General features: G+C 69.7%; 15 protein-coding genes. 3 read left to right on the forward strand and 12 right to left on the reverse strand.

The window, feature by feature from the left end:
* Positions 1-49: 49 nt before the first annotated feature.
* Positions 50-1,381, reverse strand: a complete 1,332-nt coding sequence (locus ABT130_RS34890) for an MFS transporter (RefSeq protein ID WP_350962835.1) — start codon at positions 1,379-1,381, stop codon at positions 50-52.
* Positions 1,382-1,447: 66 nt separating this feature from the next.
* On the opposite strand from ABT130_RS34890, the gene ABT130_RS34895 reads away from it, so the two are divergent.
* Entirely contained in the window at positions 1,448-2,443 is a 996-nt protein-coding gene (locus ABT130_RS34895) for an ArsR/SmtB family transcription factor (protein WP_350962838.1), read from the forward strand.
* A 59-nt stretch (positions 2,444-2,502) separates the two neighbouring features.
* On the opposite strand, the gene ABT130_RS34900 is transcribed toward ABT130_RS34895, so the two are convergent.
* The 4 genes from ABT130_RS34900 to ABT130_RS34915 form a co-directional block, all read right to left on the reverse strand.
* Positions 2,503-3,414, reverse strand: a complete 912-nt coding sequence (locus tag ABT130_RS34900; protein ID WP_350962841.1) for an alpha/beta fold hydrolase — start codon at positions 3,412-3,414, stop codon at positions 2,503-2,505.
* 82 nt (positions 3,415-3,496) lie between these two features.
* A complete protein-coding gene (locus ABT130_RS34905) occupies positions 3,497-4,054 on the reverse strand; it encodes a PadR family transcriptional regulator (RefSeq protein ID WP_350912118.1) in 558 nt (185 codons plus the stop codon).
* 343 nt (positions 4,055-4,397) lie between these two features.
* Positions 4,398-5,168 carry a hypothetical protein gene (locus ABT130_RS34910; protein WP_350962844.1) on the reverse strand — a complete coding sequence of 257 codons (771 nt, stop codon included), beginning with the start codon at positions 5,166-5,168 and terminating at the stop codon, positions 4,398-4,400.
* 73 nt (positions 5,169-5,241) lie between these two features.
* Positions 5,242-5,895: a class I SAM-dependent methyltransferase gene (locus ABT130_RS34915; RefSeq protein ID WP_350962847.1), complete on the reverse strand. Its 654-nt coding sequence runs from the start codon at positions 5,893-5,895 to the stop codon at positions 5,242-5,244.
* 189 nt (positions 5,896-6,084) lie between these two features.
* On the opposite strand from ABT130_RS34915, the gene ABT130_RS34920 reads away from it, so the two are divergent.
* Entirely contained in the window at positions 6,085-6,615 is a 531-nt protein-coding gene (locus tag ABT130_RS34920) for a TetR/AcrR family transcriptional regulator (protein WP_350912112.1), read from the forward strand.
* 16 nt (positions 6,616-6,631) lie between these two features.
* On the opposite strand, the gene ABT130_RS34925 is transcribed toward ABT130_RS34920, so the two are convergent.
* From ABT130_RS34925 to ABT130_RS34950, 6 genes are all read right to left on the reverse strand, one after another.
* On the reverse strand, positions 6,632-7,507 hold the full coding sequence (locus ABT130_RS34925; RefSeq protein WP_350962850.1) for an MOSC domain-containing protein: 876 nt from the start codon (positions 7,505-7,507) through the stop codon (positions 6,632-6,634).
* A 74-nt stretch (positions 7,508-7,581) separates the two neighbouring features.
* A complete protein-coding gene (locus ABT130_RS34930) occupies positions 7,582-8,505 on the reverse strand; it encodes a carbohydrate ABC transporter permease (RefSeq protein ID WP_350962853.1) in 924 nt (307 codons plus the stop codon).
* Positions 8,502-9,389, reverse strand: coding sequence for a carbohydrate ABC transporter permease (locus tag ABT130_RS34935; RefSeq protein ID WP_350912106.1), 888 nt, complete (start codon positions 9,387-9,389; stop codon positions 8,502-8,504). The genes ABT130_RS34930 and ABT130_RS34935 overlap by 4 nt, the downstream gene beginning before the upstream one ends.
* A gap of 52 nt (positions 9,390-9,441) precedes the next feature.
* On the reverse strand, positions 9,442-10,734 hold the full coding sequence (locus ABT130_RS34940; RefSeq protein ID WP_350912104.1) for an ABC transporter substrate-binding protein: 1,293 nt from the start codon (positions 10,732-10,734) through the stop codon (positions 9,442-9,444).
* A 388-nt stretch (positions 10,735-11,122) separates the two neighbouring features.
* On the reverse strand, positions 11,123-11,899 hold the full coding sequence (locus ABT130_RS34945) for an AMP-binding protein (protein WP_350912102.1): 777 nt from the start codon (positions 11,897-11,899) through the stop codon (positions 11,123-11,125).
* Positions 11,900-12,685: 786 nt separating this feature from the next.
* A complete protein-coding gene (locus tag ABT130_RS34950) occupies positions 12,686-15,163 on the reverse strand; it encodes an ATP-binding protein (RefSeq protein WP_350912100.1) in 2,478 nt (825 codons plus the stop codon).
* 260 nt (positions 15,164-15,423) lie between these two features.
* On the opposite strand from ABT130_RS34950, the gene ABT130_RS34955 reads away from it, so the two are divergent.
* Positions 15,424-17,301, forward strand: a complete 1,878-nt coding sequence (locus ABT130_RS34955; RefSeq protein WP_350962856.1) for an ABC transporter ATP-binding protein — start codon at positions 15,424-15,426, stop codon at positions 17,299-17,301.
* Between the two features lie 146 nt (positions 17,302-17,447).
* On the opposite strand, the gene ABT130_RS34960 is transcribed toward ABT130_RS34955, so the two are convergent.
* A complete protein-coding gene (locus tag ABT130_RS34960; RefSeq protein WP_350962858.1) occupies positions 17,448-18,914 on the reverse strand; it encodes a peptidoglycan D,D-transpeptidase FtsI family protein in 1,467 nt (488 codons plus the stop codon).
* Positions 18,915-19,196 lie beyond the last annotated feature (282 nt).

The following is a 19,196-nucleotide window of genomic DNA, read 5'->3' on the forward strand; positions in this document are numbered from 1 at the left end:
CGCTAGGTGAGATGTTCTCCATTCTCCCCGATCGTAGGAGGAAGTCCGGTCAGGAGGGCTCCGGCCGCAGGGAGCGGTGCAGGGCGAGTGAGCAGCAGACGACCGTGGCCCCCGCCAGGACGATCGCCATGTGCGGGGAGGTCAGCTCGGCGGCCACGCCCACCAGGGCCGCGCCGAGCGCCTGTCCGGACATCATCCCGGCCGAGGCCAGGCCGAACGCCTGCCCCCTGACCGGCTCGGGCACCGCCTCCACGAACCACCGCTGCAACCCGAGCTCGTAGGCGGTCGACGCCACCGTGGCGAGCAATACGAGCAGCGCTGCTCCCCCGAGCCCCGGCTGGAAGGCGAACACCAGCAGCGGAAGGCCCGACGCCACCGCCATGGGAAACGCCAGCCGCTCCCTGCCCGAGGGCGAGACCAGCCGGCCGACGACGAAGCTTCCCACCGCCAGGCCCGCGGAGGCCGCGGCGAGCGCGTACCCGGCGGTGCTCCCCAGATAGGGGACCAGCATCGCCTCGCCACCCGTCACGAACGCCACCGGCAGCCACTGTGCGAGAAGCAGGCCGCGTATCCGCGTATCCGCCAGCAGCGCCCGGTTGACCCGCAGGGTCTCCCGGACGGCGCCCCTGCCTCTCGCCTGCTCGGTGCGTACGCCCCCGCGTTCCGCCTCCCCGGTGGGAGACGCGGGAGAACCGCCGTCCCACACAGCGCCATCACCGGCAGGGCGGCCGCCCTCCGCACCGGTGGGGGCGTCGGCCTCCGCCCGGCCACCGGCCTCCGCGCCCCTGGCCGGAAAGTCGGGCAGGCCGAAGCGGAGCACCACGGCGGCCAGCACGGACAGCGCGGCGGTGACGGCCAGCGCCCCCGAGGGGCCGGTGGCGGCGAGGATGCCGCCGCCCACGGCCAGCCCGCCGATCTGCGCTCCCGCCGACGTCACGGTCAGCACCGACCTGCCCAGCACGAACGCGTCCCCCGGCAGCAGGTCGGGCAGCAGGGCCATCCGCGCGGCCCCGAAGACCGGTGAGAACAGTCCGGTGACCAGGACCAGGGCGAGCATCGCCCAGACGGACAGCCCGGCGAAGGCGATCAGCAGGCAGGTCACCACCCGCAGCAGCTCCCCCGCGATCATCAGCGCGCGCGGCCGGAGCCGGTCGGCCAGCGAGAGCAGGAAGGTGGCGCCGACGGCGTAGGGCAGGAAGCCCAGCATGTACGCCGCCGCCGACAACCCCGGCGAGCCGGTCCGCGCGTAGACCAGCGCCGACAGGGCCAGCATCTTGACCTGGTCACCGGCCACCAGCAGGGTGAAGCTTCCGAACAGGACGCGGAACTCACCGCTCGCGAAGACCTCCGTGTAGGTCGCGCCGCGTTCTTGTGTGGTCATGGAGACGATGCTGAACGGCACCCGGACCGCTGGCTAATCTTTCGGATATATCCGAAAGGTTGCTCAGTGGTCTATCGCATCGAGGTCACCCCGCACGACATCATGGCCAGCAGGTTCGCCATCTCCCCGCTCATCGTGACCAAGCACGCCCTCTGGGTCCTGTCCAGGGCCAGGGGGGCCGGCCAGTGGCGGTCGTGGGCGGACCGGATGCGGGAGCCGTACCAGAGACTGCTGCTCACGCAGCCGGGACTGGCCCCTTTGGTGGCGCTCTTCCGCGAGCGGCACTACAACGCCGACTTCCCCGCACCGCCGCCGACCGGAGTGGACACCCCGTTCGAGGCGGAGCTCGCGGTGGTACGGGCCACCCCGGTGGCGCAGGCGCACGACGAGATCACGAGGAACCTGGAGGGGATGCCGCGCCCTTCCGCGCCGGTCAGGGAGGTGCTGTTCTCCCCCGACGTCGTACGGCTCTTCACCGAGGCGCTCCAGGCGATCTGGGAGGAGATCGTCTCCCCCGCGTGGCCGCGCTTCCACGCGATCCTGGAGCGGGACGTGATCCAGCGGGCGGGCCGCCTGGCGACCTACGGCTGGGCGGCGGCGCTCGACGACCTCACCCCGCGGATCCGGTGGCATCCCGACGGTGTCATCGAGGTGCTGGCCGGGGGCACGGACGAGACCCACCGGCTCAACGGGCGCGGGCTGCTCTTCGTGCCGACCGTGTTCCCCATCAAGATGGGCTCCTACCTGGAGGACGACTGGCCGTACGCGATCAGCTATCCGGCCAGGGGCGTCGGTATCCCGGCCGAGGCGGCGGACGGCCTGGTCCACCTGATCGGCAGGACCAGGACCCGCCTGCTGCTGGAGCTCGCGACCCCGGCCACCACCACCCAGCTCGTCACCCTGCTGGGCCTGAGCCTCGGCACCGTGGGCGGCCACATCGCCGCCCTGCGCAATGCGGGCCTGATCACCGGCAACCGCACCGGCCGCACCGTCCTCTACCACCGCACCCCCCTGGGCGACTCCCTGGTCAGCCGCTCACCGGCCCTCGGCACTTCCTCGTGAGGCCTTTCTCCCGTACGGGTCTGTCCAACGGCACTGGGCGATGGCCGTAGGCCTGCCGCCTACTCATCCGCGATCCTGCTGATGATCTCGTCGCGGTGGGCAAAGGAGGCGAAGTGGCCGCCAGGCACGAACCTTGACGTTCCCTGGGGGAGCAGGTCGGCCAGCCGCCGAGCCAGCATGATCGGGACCTTCGGGTCTTCGAGCCCGTGCCACAGGTGGACAGGCCTGCGGACGTCAACGGGATCGAACCCCCAGGGCCGCAGGTACTGCCGTAGATCGTCGGCCATGGCCGCTCCGCCCTGGTGGCAGCTTTCACGGACATCGGCGATGAAGGCGGCCTTCGCGTTGTTGTCGGCATCGTTGAGCAACTCACGGAAGATTCGCAGGTCCGCACCGGGAAGCCCTCGCTCGATCCGGCCGATGAGCTTGCCGGTGTCACCGCGAGCGGCGGTGGCCATCATCGCGGCAGAGGCGGAGCACAACCTTCGCAACAACCAGGGAGCACGCCGGGCCAGCCGCCAGTAGAAAGCGTCCGCACGACTGGCGGGGGCCCACCGTTCCCGCACGGCGACCGGCGGCATACCGCCCAGGATCGTCGTACTGGTGACAAGGGCGGGGTGGGTAGCGGTGAGTGCCAGGGCAGGACCCGCGCCCATGGACACGCCGATGACGGCAACGCGGTCGAGGCCGAGTTGGTCGGTGAGCGCCGAGGCATCACGGGCCCAGTCCAGGAAACCGGCTCCCGGATTCGCTGTCGACAGGCCGTACCCCGGCCGGTCAACGGCGATGAGGCGCACGCCCTGGCGGTGCAGAGTCGCATTGGAGAAGGTCCATCCCGCTGACCATCGCGAGGAGGAGTAGCCATGGACGAACAGGCATGGCCGTCCGACAGGGTCACCGAAGACGGCATACCCCATTCGCCGGCCGTCCTGAAGGGTGATGCTCCGCTCTGTGGTGGTGCTCGCGTTCATGGGCGGTGCTCCTCGTTTTCTCGGTCGTGAGGATGGCGAAAAAGGGGTCAGGGGTGTTCGGGATGGCGCCGGGAGCGGCGCCTCAGCCTGATTCCCTCTCGTCGGCCGCGGCGTCGGCGTCCGCCGGCCAGGTCGCCACGACATCGATCGCCCATTCCGCCCAGGAGATCATCGCTTCCAGGCGCCGGATGCCGGCTTCGAGGCCGAGCAGGGACGCCCGGTCGGCGGGTCGGCTGAGATCGAGTCCCTTCCTCAGGGCCCGCATACCCCGCAATCGCGCCCGGTGGTACTCCATCTCCTCCCGGAGGAAAGCCCGGGCCTCCTCCGGCTTGATGAGCCACAGCGCGAATGACCGCAGCACCGTCTCGTTGCGCTGGGAGTGGTCCGCGGAGGTAGTCGTCAACCACTCCCGCAGCGCCCGCAGTCCTTCCTCGGTGATCTCGTAGGGGCGCCGGCCCCGCGCCCCCCCGTCCTGCTCCCTGATGAGGCCGTCGGCCGCAAGCCGCCTCAACTCGGGATAGACCTGCGTGGGTTTGGCGTGCCAGACGAACTTCAACACGCCGTCGAACTCTTGGCTGATGTCATAGCCACTACGCGGCTGCCCGGCGATGAGCGTGATCAGAGCCATCCGTAGCGACATGCGAACCACCTTCACCCGATACGTTGAACACCTCAACGATACTAAAAAATTTTAGTGTGAGTAGTAAATGTGGCTCAGATCTCCCGGGCCGCTGTCCAGTTGAAGCGGTAAGGGGGCGCGCAGCTAGACGGTGTGGCCCGCCGTGAGGCTCGGCGTCTACGGGCCGGCTCCTACGTGGGGATCACCTGCGGGACCGCGATCCACTTACAGCCGGATCCGGCGAATCAAGGCCTACGCCTCGGCGCAGGACCCGGTGAAGTCCGAAGACCCCCGGCTGACGGGTGTGGAAAGCGTTCATCGCAAGTCGGGCGGCGTTGAGAGCCTCCACTTGTGGTGGAGGTGGTCATTGTCCTTGGTGGCCGGCGGCGCGTAGGCGGGTGGCGATGCCGTCCAGGCCGCAGGGGTCGGCCCAGCGGGAGGCCGGGTTGATCTCCTCCATGCCGCCGATGACCGTCAGGCCCCGGCCGAGAAGCACGCCCTGCGGATGGGCCGAGTAGATCGGCGTTCCAGCCGGGAGCGCGGCGCGGTCCTTGATGACGGTTCCCTCGCGGGTGTCCGGATAAGCGAACAGCAGGACCCGGGTGCCCCGGGGCACCGCCCGGCGGAAATCTGCCACCGAAAGGGCCGGGCTCTCGTTTCTTCGCGCCCCCTGATAGAACTTCACGTGGACCAGGCGAGCGGCCGGTCCCTTGAACCGCTCGGTCACCCGCACCGGCATCAGCACGTAGTGCGTGCGGTCACCGGGGATCCCCTCCTCGACGATCTGCCCCGGCAGGAAGTCCTCGACGGTGCCCGCGACGACCAGTGGGGCCTTCGCCGCGAGTTCCTCCGGGGAGTTGAGCGGGTCGTAGTCGAAGGCCGTCTGCCGGAGCAGCCTGAGGTTCAGCTTTCCGGCGGGCAGCTTTCCGGCGGGCGCCGGAGTGCACGCGGATCCGGGTGTCGGGTCCGTCGAGGCCGGGGACGGCGGTGGAATCGCCGAGGCTTTGGAGGCCTCCGGTGCCTCCCGTGCGGGGGGTGCGGACGCCGTTGCCGGGGTATCCGGGGTTCGAGCCGTGGTCGCGGGGGCGCCGCAGGCGGTCAGCGCGCCAAGAAGCAGCAGGACCGGCAGTCTCATGATCGTGAGACGTTGACCGGACCCATTCGGTTCAGCCCTTCCGGGGCTCGCGAAGATCGGTTCGGTGGCGTCTTCAGCAGGATGGGCGAACGGCTTCGACGTAGTACAGCAACGGCTTCACCCTGCCGGTGGTCCTGATCTGAAAACCGGCGCCGGGCACCAGTTCGGCGAGCAGCTCCGGCATGCTGGGCCGCATGGCCGGCCCGACCAGGACGCCGACGAGGTGGGCGGCGATGGGGTTGGCGGGCGGGTGGAACTCGGCGATCAGCAGCCGGCCACCAGGCCGCAGGACCCGGAACATCTCCTGTACGGCAAGGCTCCGAGCGGAGGAGGGCATGTGGTGGACCGCGACGGTTGAGACCAGGACGTCAAACGAGGCGTCGGGAAAGGGGAGATCCTGTCCTTCGCCCACCTGGTAGGAGCAGTTGTGCGGGGCGCGCTCGCGGGCGTGGTCGAGCATCGGTGCCGAGGGATCGATACCGGTCACCTGCCCGGTGGGGCCCGCGAGAGGCGCGAGTAGCCGGGTCAGGTAGCCCGTGCCGCAGCCGACGTCCAGGATCCGCTCCCCCTGCCGGATGCCGGTGAGCGCGGCCAGGCGGGAGAAGACCCTGCGGCGGCGCCCGGCGAAGCCGATCTCGGCCAGGAGCTCATAGGCGCGCGGGTAGTTGATCACGCCGCCTCCGTCGCCGCGCTTCGAATGGTCGTGCAGGGATTTTCCGATACCCATGGCGCTTCCCCTTTTCCGCATAGGTTGTTTAGTTATGAATGGTCAGTTCACCAGCGCGGGGTGGTCAACAATCAGATTCACCAGGCCGTGCCGAACCGGACAGGAGTGGGAAAGGTGTTCGGAACCCGGGAGCGGGAGAGCTCGGACCGGCGGGTGCGACGGACCCGCCGGCTCATCCGGCAGGCACTGGTGGAGCTGATTCTGAGCAAGGGCTATGAGGCGGTGACGGTCACCGACATCATCAATCGCGCCGATGTCGGCCGCTCGACCTTCTACGCGCATTTCACGGACAAACAGGAGGTGCTGTTCAGCAGCCTCGACGAACTCTCCGAACTTCTGCATTTCGCACCCGAGTCACGCTCGGAGACCCTGTTCGCGTTCAGCCTGCCGATTTTCGAACATCTCCAGGAGCAGCGCCGGCTGGCTCGGGCGCTGCTCGGCCGACGCGGGGGCACCGCCGTAGGCACACGTGGAGAACAGATCATGGCCGCCATCGTCCGTGACGAGCTGCTGGCCGCGCTTCCCGGGGAAGCCACCCCGCCGGCCTCGCTCGACATGATGGTCACCTGCGTCACCGGTGCGTTCATGGCGCTGCTGCGGAAGTGGGCCGACGGCGAGCTGGTCGCCACACCCGCCGAGATGGACGCGGCGTTCCGCGCCGTGGTGCTGCCCGGTCTGGAAGCGGTGCTCGCGGCGGCTCGGGACGGGCGACCGGGGTGAGTCGCCGCGGCCACGACTACCGAAGTTCCGGCTCGCCCCAGGATTGGACGTTCACCTCGTCGCCCAGGGCGAGCTTGCCGGGCCGTACGACGGAGAGTTTCACGCCGAACGCGACCCCGCCCTCGGGTGCGCGGCGGTAGGTGGCCAGCGTGCGCAGGGGCTCCGGCCCCGCTCTGGTGCCACTGTCCTGGTCGACCATCGTGACGGCGCATCGGATGGCGAGCTTGGCGTAACCGAGTTCGGTGTCGCCGACGAGCATCCGCCGGGCCCCGTCCTCCCGGTGCGGCTCTGTCCACCCGCCGATCACGATGTTGGGGCGGAACCGGGCCATGGGCAGCGGGACGCCGCCACCTTCGGTGAGTCGCCGGTTGAGCAGGGCGAGGGTGGCCTCGGAGATGAGATGCACCGGACTGCTGTCCGCGTAGCCGGACGTACCGGGTGTCCAGCCGTCGGTCACCCGACGGTGTTCCGGCGGCACCCGCACGAGCCTGCTCGGCGCGCCCAACACCTCCGACAGCCACTCGGCCGCTGCCCGCCCCTGGTCGATCCCCTGGTACGGCGTGCCGAACAGCTCCACATCGCGCCTGGTGGAGAGCAGATCCACATCGACGGTCAGCGCGTCGAAACCCGGCAGCCGGAGCGTGAGCCGATCCCCGTCCGCGTTGATCTCGGGGTGGATGGCGGCGAGCCGTGGGTCGCGCCGCTGGCTGCGGAACACGCCGTTGTCACCGACCACCATGAAACTGCGGTCGTGCGCCAGGCCCGCCACCGTCAGCGGCGTCTCGGTCATCGAGACGCCGGCGCATCCCTTGACGGGATAGCAGACCAGTCCGGTGATAACGGCGGTCCCTCTGCCATCAGGCGACGCACCAGCCCGTGAGGCGGAGAGCATGACCTGCACGTTAGAGACCGAACGGCCTCCACACCAGAAAAAGAGACGATATCTAACACAAAATCGTCAAGATGTCAGCCCTTCAATGCTCCGGCCATGAGGCCGCGCATGAAGAAGCGGCCGAGGAGGACGTAGATGATCATTGTGGGGATGGAGGCGAGCAGGGCCGCGGCCATCTGCTGGCTGTAGGGGACGGTCTGGGCTCCGGCGATGTTGTTGAGCATGACCGTGGTGGGCCAGCTCTGCGGGCCGGTCAGGAAGACCGCGAACAGGAAGTCGTTCCACATTGAGGTGAACTGCCAGATGATCACAACCGCGAAGGCGGGACCCGAGACGGGCAGCACCACCGACCAGTAGGTCCGCAGCATCCCCGCGCCGTCCACCCTGGACGCCTCGATCAGCTCGTCGGGGATGGTGACGTAGTAGTTGCGGAAGATCAGGGTGCAGATCGGGATGCCGTAGACCACGTGCGCCAGCAGCAGCCCGGGGATCGCTCCGTAGAAGACACCCGGCACTCCGGTGACCGCCAGGGTGACCTCGTTGAGCTTCACCAGCAGCTGCACCAGCGGGATCATGACGCCCTGGTACGGGATGAACATGCCGAACAGGAACAGCGTGAACAGCACGTCGGAGCCAGGGAAGCGCCACTTCGACAGCACGTAGCCGTTCATCGAGCCGAGCACCGCCGAGATCAGCGAGCCGGGTACGGCCAGCAGCACGCTGTTCCAGATGCCGGGCGCGAGCTTCTCCCAGGCCACCCGCCACGGCTCGGCCGTCCACACCTCGGGCAGCGCCCAGGCCCGGCCGGGATCGGCCTCGGTCAGCGGCTTGAAGCTGGTGACCAGCAGCACGTAGATCGGGATCAGGAAGACGAGGAGGAAGGCGACCAGCAGCGTCAGCCGGACGCCGCGCGACAACCGCGCCCGCCGCCTGGCCCGTCCGCCGGGGTTCCCGTCCCGTACGGGGGCGGTGGGGGTGTCGGTCACGGTGGAGGTCATGAGCGCCGCTCCCTGCGGAGGGTCCAGACGAGGTAGGGAATGACGAAGACGCTGACCGCGAGCACGATGTACGACGCGATGGTGGCGCCCTTGGCCGGGTCGTGGGAGTCGAAGACCGCGACCCACATGAAGACGGCGGGCACGTCGGTGATGATCTGCTTGCCGGAGACCGCGACGATCAGGTCGAAGACCTTGAGCGAGATGTGGCCGAGGATGATCAGGGCGGAGAGGGTGACCGGGCGGAGCATCGGCAGCACGATGTGCCGGTAGACCTGCCACTCGCCGCACCCGTCGACCCGGGCCGCCTCCCGGAGATCCTCGGGGACCCCCCGGAACCCCGCCAGGAACAACGCCATGACATATCCCGACATTTGCCATATAGCGGGGATGGCCATGGCGGCCATCCCCCAGTCGGGATCGCGGAACCACTGCCACTGCAGGAACTCCAGCCCGAGGCTGTCGAACAGCCGGTTCAGCCCGACCGCCCGCTCGCCCTGACCGGAGTTCATCAGCCAGCGCCAGACCACCCCGGTCGCCACGAAGGAGATCGCCATCGGGAACAGGTAGACCGCCCGGAAGGTCCCCTCGCCCCTGATCCCCTTCTCCATCAGGAACGCCAGCAGCCAGCCGAGCAGCAGCGCCCCGAACACGAAGACCACGGTGAAGACGATGGCGTGGTTGACCGAGATGCCCCAGCGCTTCTGGTCCCAGAGGGTAAAGAAGTTCTCCAGACCGACGAAACTCCCCTCGGACACCTCGTCGTGCTTGTCGGTCATCGCCAACTGGAAGTTCCAGCCGAGCATGCCGTAGACGAAGACCGCGATCGCGATGATCGACGGTGTGACCAGCAGCAGCCCCGGCAGCCACCTGCGTACCCGTGTCACGGACACCCCTTCCGCGAGGTACGGCCCGCGCCTTCGCGGGCCGTACCGAAAATCACTGCCCGGAGTTCTTCGCGGCCTCGGCCAGCGCCTTCTGCAGCGCGGCCACGTCCTTGTCTCCGTGGAACAGGCCGACCGCCTCGTTGATCGCGACGCGCCAGGCGTCGTTCACGACCACGCCGTGCTGGATGGAACCGGCGAGCTTGCCGCCGCCCCAGTCCTTCAGCGCGTCCGCGAGGTAGTCGGTGTAGAGGGCGGTGTCGGCGTCCTTGCGAGCCGGGATGGAGCCCTTCTTCGGGTTGAAGGCGTCCTGGCCCTCCTTGCTCGCGGCCACCTTCAGCCAGGCCACCGCCCCGTCGCGGTTCGGCGCGCCCTTGGGCAGGGTGAAGCTGTCGGAGAGCCACATGAACGTGCCGCCGGTGCCCGGCGAAGGCGCCCAGTCGAAGTCGGTCTTGGAGGTCTTGCCCAGGCCGCCGTCCGGCGGGTTGTGGAAGTAGCCGTACGCCCAGTCGCCCATGATGTTGAACGCGGCCTCGCCGTCGGCCACCTGCTTGGCCGCGGGCTGCCAGTCGTCGGCCGGGTCACCGGCGTAGGACAGGATCGTCTTGAAGTCGTCGAGCGCCTTGGTCATCGCCGGGCCCGACCAGTCGGAGCCCGCGGTCCAGAGCTGGTTGTAGGCGTCGGTGCCGAGCGAGCCGAGCAGCACGCTCTCCAGCAGGTGGACCATGGTCCACTCCGAGCCGATCGAGAGCGGGATCTTGCCCTTCTGCTTGACCTTCTCCAGCGCCGCGACGAAGTCGGGGATCGTCTTCGGCACCTCGGTGACGCCCGCCTCCTTCAGCACCGCCGGGTTGAACCACATCACGTTGGAGCGGTGGATGTTGACCGGCACCGAGTAGACCTGGCCCTCGACGCTGATCTGGTCGATCAGCTGCTGGGGGAAGACCTCCTTCAGCTTGAGCTCGTCGTAGAGGAAGTTGAGCGGTTCGAGCTGCCCGGCCTTGATGTAGCCCTGAAGTTCGGCGCCCGCGTGCCCCTGGAAGGTGTCCGGCGGAGTCTGGGCCTGCAGTTTGGTGGTCAGCAGGGCCCGCGCCTTGTCCCCGGACCCGCCCGCCACGGCCGCGTCGAAGAACTCAAGCCCGGCGTTCTGCTTCTCGAAGATCTCCTTCATGGCCTTCAGGCCGTCGGCCTCGCCGGGTCCCGTCCACCAGGAGAAGACCTCGACCTTCTTCTTCGCGTCGGCCTGCGGGCTCTGCGTGGCACCGTCACCGCCGCCGTCACCACAGGCGGTCAGGGCGAGCAGGCCCGCCACGGTGACCGCGACGGCTGCCATCCACTGTCGTCGCACAGCTCTCCGTCCCTTCGGGGTTTGGGGTGCACAAAACCCCCGAGAATATGACAACGTTGTCAGTACGGCAATCAAGCCACTCCGCACCAAGCGCCGTCAAGGTCGCGCGGATAACAGCTCCATATCCCGGGATATGAGCACCAGATGACACCCTCCGGTGACAGTGCATCGGTCGGACACCCACCCACGCGAAACCACAGCGCACCGCATAGATGAAGAAGTACGAAATAGCACTCCAGGAGGAAACAAAGCGGTCATATTGGGCACCGGGGTGGGGGACCGGCTCCCCCGGATTCGGCTGCTCGTACGCCATGTTCGTGAACGCAACCCGGTCTTGGCGCTCGATGCCGCCGCGGGAAGAAGAGCTCGTAAGAATCCGTGAGCGGGCTCAGACGCGCTGGACCGCACCGTCGGAGAGCGCGACGACGGTGACGCCGAAGTCATGGATGGTCGCCGCCAGGTCCTCGGACGAGAGGCCCGGGGCCACGACGACCAGGGAGCCGCGCATCAACGCCAGCCCGATCAGGGTGGTCAGGGCCAGGCTGCACCGCAGTGGCCAGGTCACCAGGAGGACGTCGGACTTCCCCAGCTCGGTGCCCCTGTCGAGCAGGCTCATCCTCGTGATCAGGTCCTGGTGGGTGAGCACCCCTCCGTCCTCGATCAGCAGGGCGGGCTGCACCGCGGGGTCGAGGAAGGGCAGCGGGACGGGCTCCAGGAGCAGCAGGTCGGCGAAGTCGACGGTGTCGCGGGCCTGGCCGAACGCGATCACCTGCCGGACCCGCGAGTCCTCCACGGCCCGCAACGAGGCGTCCGCCAGGCGCGGAGTGGTGATGAGCAGCCGTGCCTCCCACTCGGCCAGCAGATCGGCCATCTCCGCACACCCCGAGGTGATCGGCGCCGCCACCCCTCCGGCCGCGATGACCGTGTGCACCGCCAACGTCTGGGCCACCGCGCTGTCCACGTGGATTCCGGCCACCTGACGCCGCCGTGCCCCCCGCCGCACCAGGCCCGAGGCTCCTCGGGTCACCTCCGCGGCCAGCCTGCGGTAGCCGTACACCATTCCGGCGCCGAGGTCGATCAGGGCCGGCCGATCACCTCGCCCGTGCGCATAGCCGAACACCGCCTCGGTGAGTGTGCAGCTGGTGGACGGCGAGGTGGGTCTCATTCCGATGAGGGTAGGGTCGCCTGTCCACAGGGGCATCGACAGATGTATGTAGATGACTGTGTATTCGGCCCCGTGACGTCCTTCCATGCCTTGAAAGCCGGGGATTCCAGCACCCGACCTGCCCGCCGGGTCCGCCGGTTCGCGATTCGCCGGCCCGGGCAATCCGGAGGCCTCCCCGCGCGAACACGGGCGCGCTCCACCGCGTTCGGATGAACATGCCTCACCTGGTCATCGCGGAACCCCCCGACCCCACCGAGCCACACCCGCACACCAAGCGAAAAACGAGCAGTGCTTCCCCCTCCCCGAAGGACGGGGCCTCCGCCCCAGATGTCCAGTGATCCCCCCGAGCCGCAGTCCCCCACAACGGAAGGCGGGCTCGAGCCCTGCGCGACTCGAGCCCGCTGCCGCGTGCGGCCCTTGGCTCCGGCCCCCACCCCTCCGAGGGGACCTCGCCGTCTACCGGGACACGCGACGACCGCGACGTGCTCGACCGAGACGCCCGGGATGGTGTGGACCCGCCGTTCCGGACCGGAACTGTGGCCGGCACGGTGCGGAAGGCTGGACGTCATCGGTCGAACACCAGGAAAACGTACGGCGGGCGGCGACCCCGGGACATACTCCGGACTAGGTATCCCGAGATGTATCTTCACGCCCGCACATGTGTAGCCCGGAGTGTGTAGAGCCCGAGCGGCCGACCCGGTGACCGCGGATTCTCGCCGGCTCCGGGCCGGCCACCCCGCGGCCGAGCCCACGACCGGAGATCGCGAGCCGCTCCCGGCCCGCGTGTCAGGACCGATTCTGCTCGACGACCCAGGTGGCGACCTGCGTGCGTGAGGAGAAGCCGAGCTTGGCCAGGATGTTGGCGACGTGCCTGGCCGCGGTGGCGGGGCTGATCACCAGCTCGTCGGCGATGGCCCTGTTGCTCATTCCCCTGGCGATCAGCTCGGCGATCTCCGCCTCCCTGCAGGTGAGCGTGGTCAGCGGGGCGATGACCGGAGGCCTGCCGAGCAGCACCGGCGTCTCGCACGGCTCGTCGAGCTGGAGCGCGTAGCGGACCGCCTGCTCCTGGGACATCTCCTGGCCGTGCGCCCACAGCTGGGCGACCAGCGCGTCACCGAGGCGTACCCGGGCGGGCTGGAGCAGCTCCTCCATCCGTGCCCCGAACCCGGGCGGCAGCACGGCGCCGCTCATCGCGCTCCTGATCGCGGCGGAGGCGCCGGCCAGGCGGACCGCCCTGCGGTCGTCCTCCTCGGCGAGGGCGAGCTGGGCGAGCGTCTCGATCCGGCGGGCCACGCCGAGCCGCTGGCCGGTCCCGGTGCAGAGCCGCAGGCTCTCGATCAGCCTGGCCCGCGCGGTGACGAGGTCTCCCTGGGCCAGGGCGATCCGGCCAAGACCTGACAGGCAGGTGATGGACTGCCAGTGGGCGGTGATGTCCTGGAGCATGTCGAGGGCGCGCTCGTAGTGGGCGCGGGCCTCCGCCAGGTCGCCGCGGAGCCAGGCGACCTGGGCCAGGCCGATGAGGGCCACCGGCGCCGCCCAGTGATTGTCCAGCTCGTGGGCGATGGCCAGCGCGGCCTCGAAGGAGCGCTGCGACTCCTTCGCCCTGCCCTCCGACAGTGCGAAAGTGCCCTCCATGGAGCGGATGACCGTCTCGTGCCACGGGTCGTCGACGGTGTGCACGGCCTCCAGCGCCTCGTCCAGCAGGGACCTGGCCCGCTCCGGGCGGCGCTGGTAGATCGCCACCCAGGCGAGGATGGCCAGCGCGCCGCTGAGCGGCCCGGGCAGGCCCGTCTCGCGGCACAGCTCGACCGCCGCGGTGCAGGCGCTCTGCGCGGTGTCCGGGTCGCCCTGCCCGAAGGCCACCTGCCCGCGCAGCGCGAGGGCGTCGCCGCGCACGTACGGCGCCAGTTCCTCGGGGGCGGTGTCGAGCAGGCGGTCCAGCCACTTGTCGGTCGGGGTGAACCTCCCCCCGGCGATGATCGGCCAGCGGAGCAGCACCAGGAGGCGGAGCGCGCTCTCCGGATCGCTCGCGGCCTCGACCGACCAGCGCACCGCCGCCCAGACGTTGGCCTGGAGCTCGTCCAGCATGACCAGCATCGGGCAGATCTCGGCCCAGGTGGGCCGGGGCCGCCGGACTATCGTCTGGTGGATCCGGGCGGCGAGCTCGATCATGTGGTCGCGGTGCAGCCGCCGGAACTCGGGTTCCTCGCCGGAGGCTTCGAGCTGCTCCGCGGCGTACTCGCGGATCGTCTCCAGCATGCGGTAGCGCGTCTCACCCGCGACCTCGGCGTCGGCCAGGACCAGCGACTTGTCGACCAGGTCGCAGAGCACCCCCAGAACGTCCTCGGCCCACAGGGCGTTGCCCGCGCAGACCTGCTCGGCCATGTCGAGCGTCCAGCCGCCGGTGAAGACCGCCAGCCGCCGCAGCAGGATCCGCTCGGGCTCGTTGAGCAACTGGTAGCTCCAGTCGACCGTCGCCCTGAGCGTCCGCTGCCTGGCCGGGGCCGTTCTGTCGCCCGCCGACAGCAGCCGGAACCGGTCCCGGATCCTGGCGTTGATCTGCTCCACGGTCAGCACCCTGCACAGGGCGGCGGCGAGTTCGATGGCGAGCGGCATCCCGTCGAGCGCCTCGCAGAGCCCGGCGATGTCCGCCGCGTTCTGCTCGGTCATGGCGAAGCCCCGCGAGGCGGCGGTGGCACGGTCGACGAAGAGTCGCACCGCCTCGCTGGCGCCGACGTCGTGGCCCTCACTCCTGGGCAGGCTGAGCGGCGGCACCCGCCACACGGTCTCCCCTGCCACCCGCAGGGGCTCGCGGCTGGTCGTGAGCACGCGTACGTCCGGGCACACGGTGAGCACGGCGCGGCAGAACCTGGCGGACTCCTCGATGAGCGACTCGCAGTTGTCCATGACCAGCAGCAGCCGCCGTTCGCCGAGCGCGTCGATCAGGGTGTCGGCCAGCGCGCGGGACGGCTCGGCCTTGACCCCGAGCACGGCGGCCACCCGGGGCTCGATCAGGTCGCCCGGCACCGCGTCGGCCAGCTCGACCAGCCAGACACCGCCGGGGAACTCCTCCGCCAGCTGGGTCGCGACCCGGATCGCCAGCCTGCTCTTGCCGATGCCGCCCGCCCCGCAGAGGGTCACCACCCGGGCGACGCCCAGTAGGTCTGCGAGTTCTTCCACGTCGGCTTCACGCCCCACGAAGCCGTTGGGTTCGAGCGGCAGGTTGCCTCCGGTGAGGGAAGCGTGTGCGGTTTCCTGGGTCATCGGCTCTTAAAGAGGTCGAGGGTAGAACCGTCACAGAAAGTGTGACATCAATTACCGAACCATGCCCAGTCTTAGACCATTTCCGGCCCGCAGATCATCCCGTCCCGGCATGTTCCGCCTCCCCGCCACCCGGCCGCGACCGCTCGCACCGTCTCGGAGCGGCGATCCGTCGCGGACCGTGACAGTCCGCGTGCGAGGCGCAGCCGACCGTAACCGGCCATCCCATGGCCATCGCCGGTGCGGCGGCTCACACTGCTCGCATGGCAGACTCTCCCCCCGATCCGGCCCCCGAGCTTGGCGAGCTCAGCCTCTCCGACTGGTACGCGCACACCGACAAGATGGCGCAGGTCGGTTTCCTGACCATCGCCCGCAGGCTTCCCGCGCTGGTGTCGCAGGCCGTCAGGCTGGCGTGGCTGGCCAGTCCCCGCGACACCATCGTCGCGATCACTCTGAACCTGTTCGGCGGGGTGTTCACCGCGTTCGGGCTGCTCGCCACGACCGGGGTGCTGTCGGCGCTGTTCGAGGCGGGCCCGACTCCCGAGCGGGTGCGGGCCGCCCTGCCGAGCCTGATCCTGGTGGGCGTGGCCGCGGCCCTGCGTACCCTCACCCAGGCGGGCGCGGGCTGGGCTCAGTCGCGGTTAGAGCCCCAGGTCGGCCGGATCGCCGAGGAGCGCCTGTACGGGCTGACCAGCCAGGTCGGCCTGGCGGCCTTCGACGACCCCGACTTCCACGACACGCTCCAGCGGGCCAGGGCTCGCGGGGTGTCCATGGCGGACGAAGTGGTGGTCACGGCCATCAACGCGCTGACCGCGATCATCGGCATCGCCGCCGCGGCGGGCGTGCTGGGGGTGCTCCACCCGGTCCTGCTGCCGCTGCTGGTGTTGGCGGTGCTGCCCGACGCCTGGGCGGCGGTCCGCTCCGCGCGCATGCGCTACACCACCATGTACGCACTGATCCCCGCCCGCCGCCGAAAATGGATCATCGCGGAGCTGCTCGCGGAGCGCGAACCGGCCGCCGAGGTGCGCTCGTTCACCATGCGCGGCTTCCTGATGCGGATGTACGACGCGGTGGCCACCGCCGAGCAGACGGTCATGCTCGGCCTGGCCCGGCGGCAGGTGCTCGCGAAGGTCGTCGGCGAGGCACTGGGCGGGATCGGCACCGCCGTGGTCTACGTGGCCCTGGGCGTGCTGCTCGCGATGGGCGCGGTCCCCCTGGCGGTGGCGGGCACCGCCGTGCTGGCGATCCGCTCGGGCCAGACCTACCTGGCCAACCTGATGTTCGCCACGAACCGGCTCTACGAGGAGGGGCTGTACTTCACCGACTTCCTCGACTTCTGCGCGGAGGCGGAGCGCAGGCTGCCCGCCGGGCGGCCGGCGCGGGCGCCGGAGAGCTTCGAGCGGATCATCGCCGAGGACGTCGTCTTCACCTATCCGGGTTCCACCGTCCCCGCGCTCCAGGGACTCACGATGCGTATCGACAAGGGCGAGGTGATCGCCCTCGTCGGGGAGAACGGCTCGGGCAAGACCACGCTGGCCAAACTCCTCTCCGGGCTGTACGAACCGGACGGCGGCCGGGTCAGCTGGGACGACACCGATCTGGCCGGGGTCGATCCCGACGAGCTGCGCCACCGCATCGCGGTCATCGCCCAGGACCACACCCGCTGGCCGCTGACCGCCCGTTACAACATCAGCATGGGCACCGACAAGGGGGAACCCGCGCTCGTCGCGGCGGCCGAGGTCGCGGGCGCCGACCAGGTGGTCGCCGAGCTGCCGCACGGTTACAGCACGCTGCTCGACCGGCGTTTCAAGGACGGCCAGGAGCTGTCCGGCGGCCAGTGGCAGCGGATCGCGGTGGCCCGCGGCTTTCACAGGGACGCCCCGCTGCTGATCTGCGACGAGCCCACCGCGGCCCTGGACGCCCGTGCCGAGCACGCCCTGTTCGAACGCATCCGGCAGCACGCCGACGGGCGCACCGTCCTACTGATCACCCACCGGCTGGCCAGCGTCCGCTACGCCGACCGGATCTATGTCCTGGACCACGGCAAGGTCGTCGAGCACGGCACCCACGACGAGCTCATGGGCCTCGACGGCCTGTACGCCGACCTCTACGGCCTCCAGGCCAGGGCCTACTCCGCCTGACCCTCAAAAGTCTCCGTGGCGGCCTTGGCGATGGGAGCCGCCACCCGGACCCACTCCCACCTGACCGCCCCAAAACGCCGCCATGACGGCTTTGGCGATAACGGTTCCGGCAACAGAGACCGCCACCCGTCCCCCGAACCCACCGCCTACTCCGCCTGACCGCCCAGAAACGCCGCCATGACGGCTTTTGCTATGGGAGCCGCCACCTTTCCTCCGGATCCGCCGCCCTCGACCAGGACCCCCACGGCGATCCGGGGGGAGACGGCCGGCGCGAAGCCGGTGAAGAGCGCGTGGGCCCTGCCCTTGGCGGCGTTCTCCGCGGTGCCGGTCTTGCCGGCCACCTTCACCCCCCGGATGGCCGCGGCGGAACCGGTACCCCCCTTCCCGGTGGCGGCGACCATCATCATGGTGAGCCGTTCGGCCTCCTCCGTGTCGAGCACCCGGCGGTACGCCGACGGCTCGGTCTCGTCGATCATCGTGCCGTCGGCGAGACGTACGTCCTTCACGAGGTGGGGGCGCATCAGCGAGCCGTCGTTGGCCACCGCCGCCGCGATCATCGCGATCATGAGCGGGGTGGCCCGGACGTCGAACTGGCCAAGCGCCGACATCGCGGTCTGCGCGTCGTCCAGCACGGGAGGGTAGACGCTCCTGGCCACCGGCATGGGGACCTCCAGATCGTCCGTGTCGAACCCGAACGCCTCGGCCTGCTCGCGCAGCGCGTCCTGGCCGAGGTCGACCCCAATCTTCGCGAAGGGGGTGTTGCACGAGAGCTTGAACGCCTGGAGCAGCGGCGGGTTTCCGTTGCCGCAGGTATCGCCGCCGAAGTTGCGCAGGTAGGTGCCGGTGCCGGGGAGGCGCAGGGATGCCGGGGCGCTGACGTGGGTGCCGAGGCCGTACCGCCCGGAGTGCAGCGCCGCCGCGCCGGTGACGACCTTGAAGGTGGATCCCGGCGGGTAGTTCCGCTGGATCGCCCGGTTCAGCAGCGGGTTCGCGGGGTCACCCCGCAGCCGCTTGTCCACCCTGTCCAGCCTGGCCGCGTCGAAGCTCGCGTACAGGTTGGGATCGTACGAGGGCAGCGAGACCATGGCCAGGATCGCGCCGGTGCGGGGGTTGATCGCGACAACGGCGCCGGGCTTTCCGGTGGCGCGCAGCCCGTCGTAGGCGGCCCGCTGGGCGCCGCGATCGACGGTGAGCCGGAGCGTGGCGCCGCCGCGGGTGCCCCCGACCAGCCCGCGTACCCTCACCCGGGGGTCGCCTCCCGAGAGCAGGGCCTCCTCCGCCTGCTCGATGCCCGCGCCGCCGTGGAGCGAGAAGTGCCCGGTGATCGCCGCGTAGAGCGGGCCATCGGGATAGAACCGCTGATACCGGTAGGTGGTGCTCCTGGCCTTCCGGCTGGTCGCGATGACCGTGCCGTCGTGGAGCAGGATCTGCCCCCTGGGGCTGTGAAAGCGAGCGATCATCGTCCGCTGGTTGCGCGGGTCCTCGTTGAGCCGCTCGGAGTCCAGCCCCTGGAGATAGGTCACGTTGGCGAGGAGGGCGAACAGCATCCCGCCGCACATCAGGGCGACGTGCCGCAGCGGAATGTTGATCCGGCGTGCGCGCGGTGCGACCATGACCCCTCCCCGATACCGGTTTAACAGCCGGACCGAAAAGGGCACCTCGACCAGCGGCAAAGCCGCCGTACGGGTTCTAGCCGACCATAAGCCGCGAGAGTCTACGGCCGGGGCCTCCACCTGGGCCGATCGCCCGTGGTGTCGGATCGGCGACGGCCGCCGACCGGCGACGATGCGGCAAGCGAGGCTAGGCCCTGTCCTGCGGATCTTTTGCCTACTGCGGTCGGTCAGGCGGCGCCTCGCCGCGTTGTCGTCGGTCACCGCAGCACGCTGCGGCTCCCT

The sequence above is a fragment of the Streptosporangium sp. NPDC001681 genome (genome assembly GCF_040298085.1).
In the GTDB taxonomy this organism is placed as follows: Bacteria; Actinomycetota; Actinomycetes; order Streptosporangiales; family Streptosporangiaceae; genus Streptosporangium.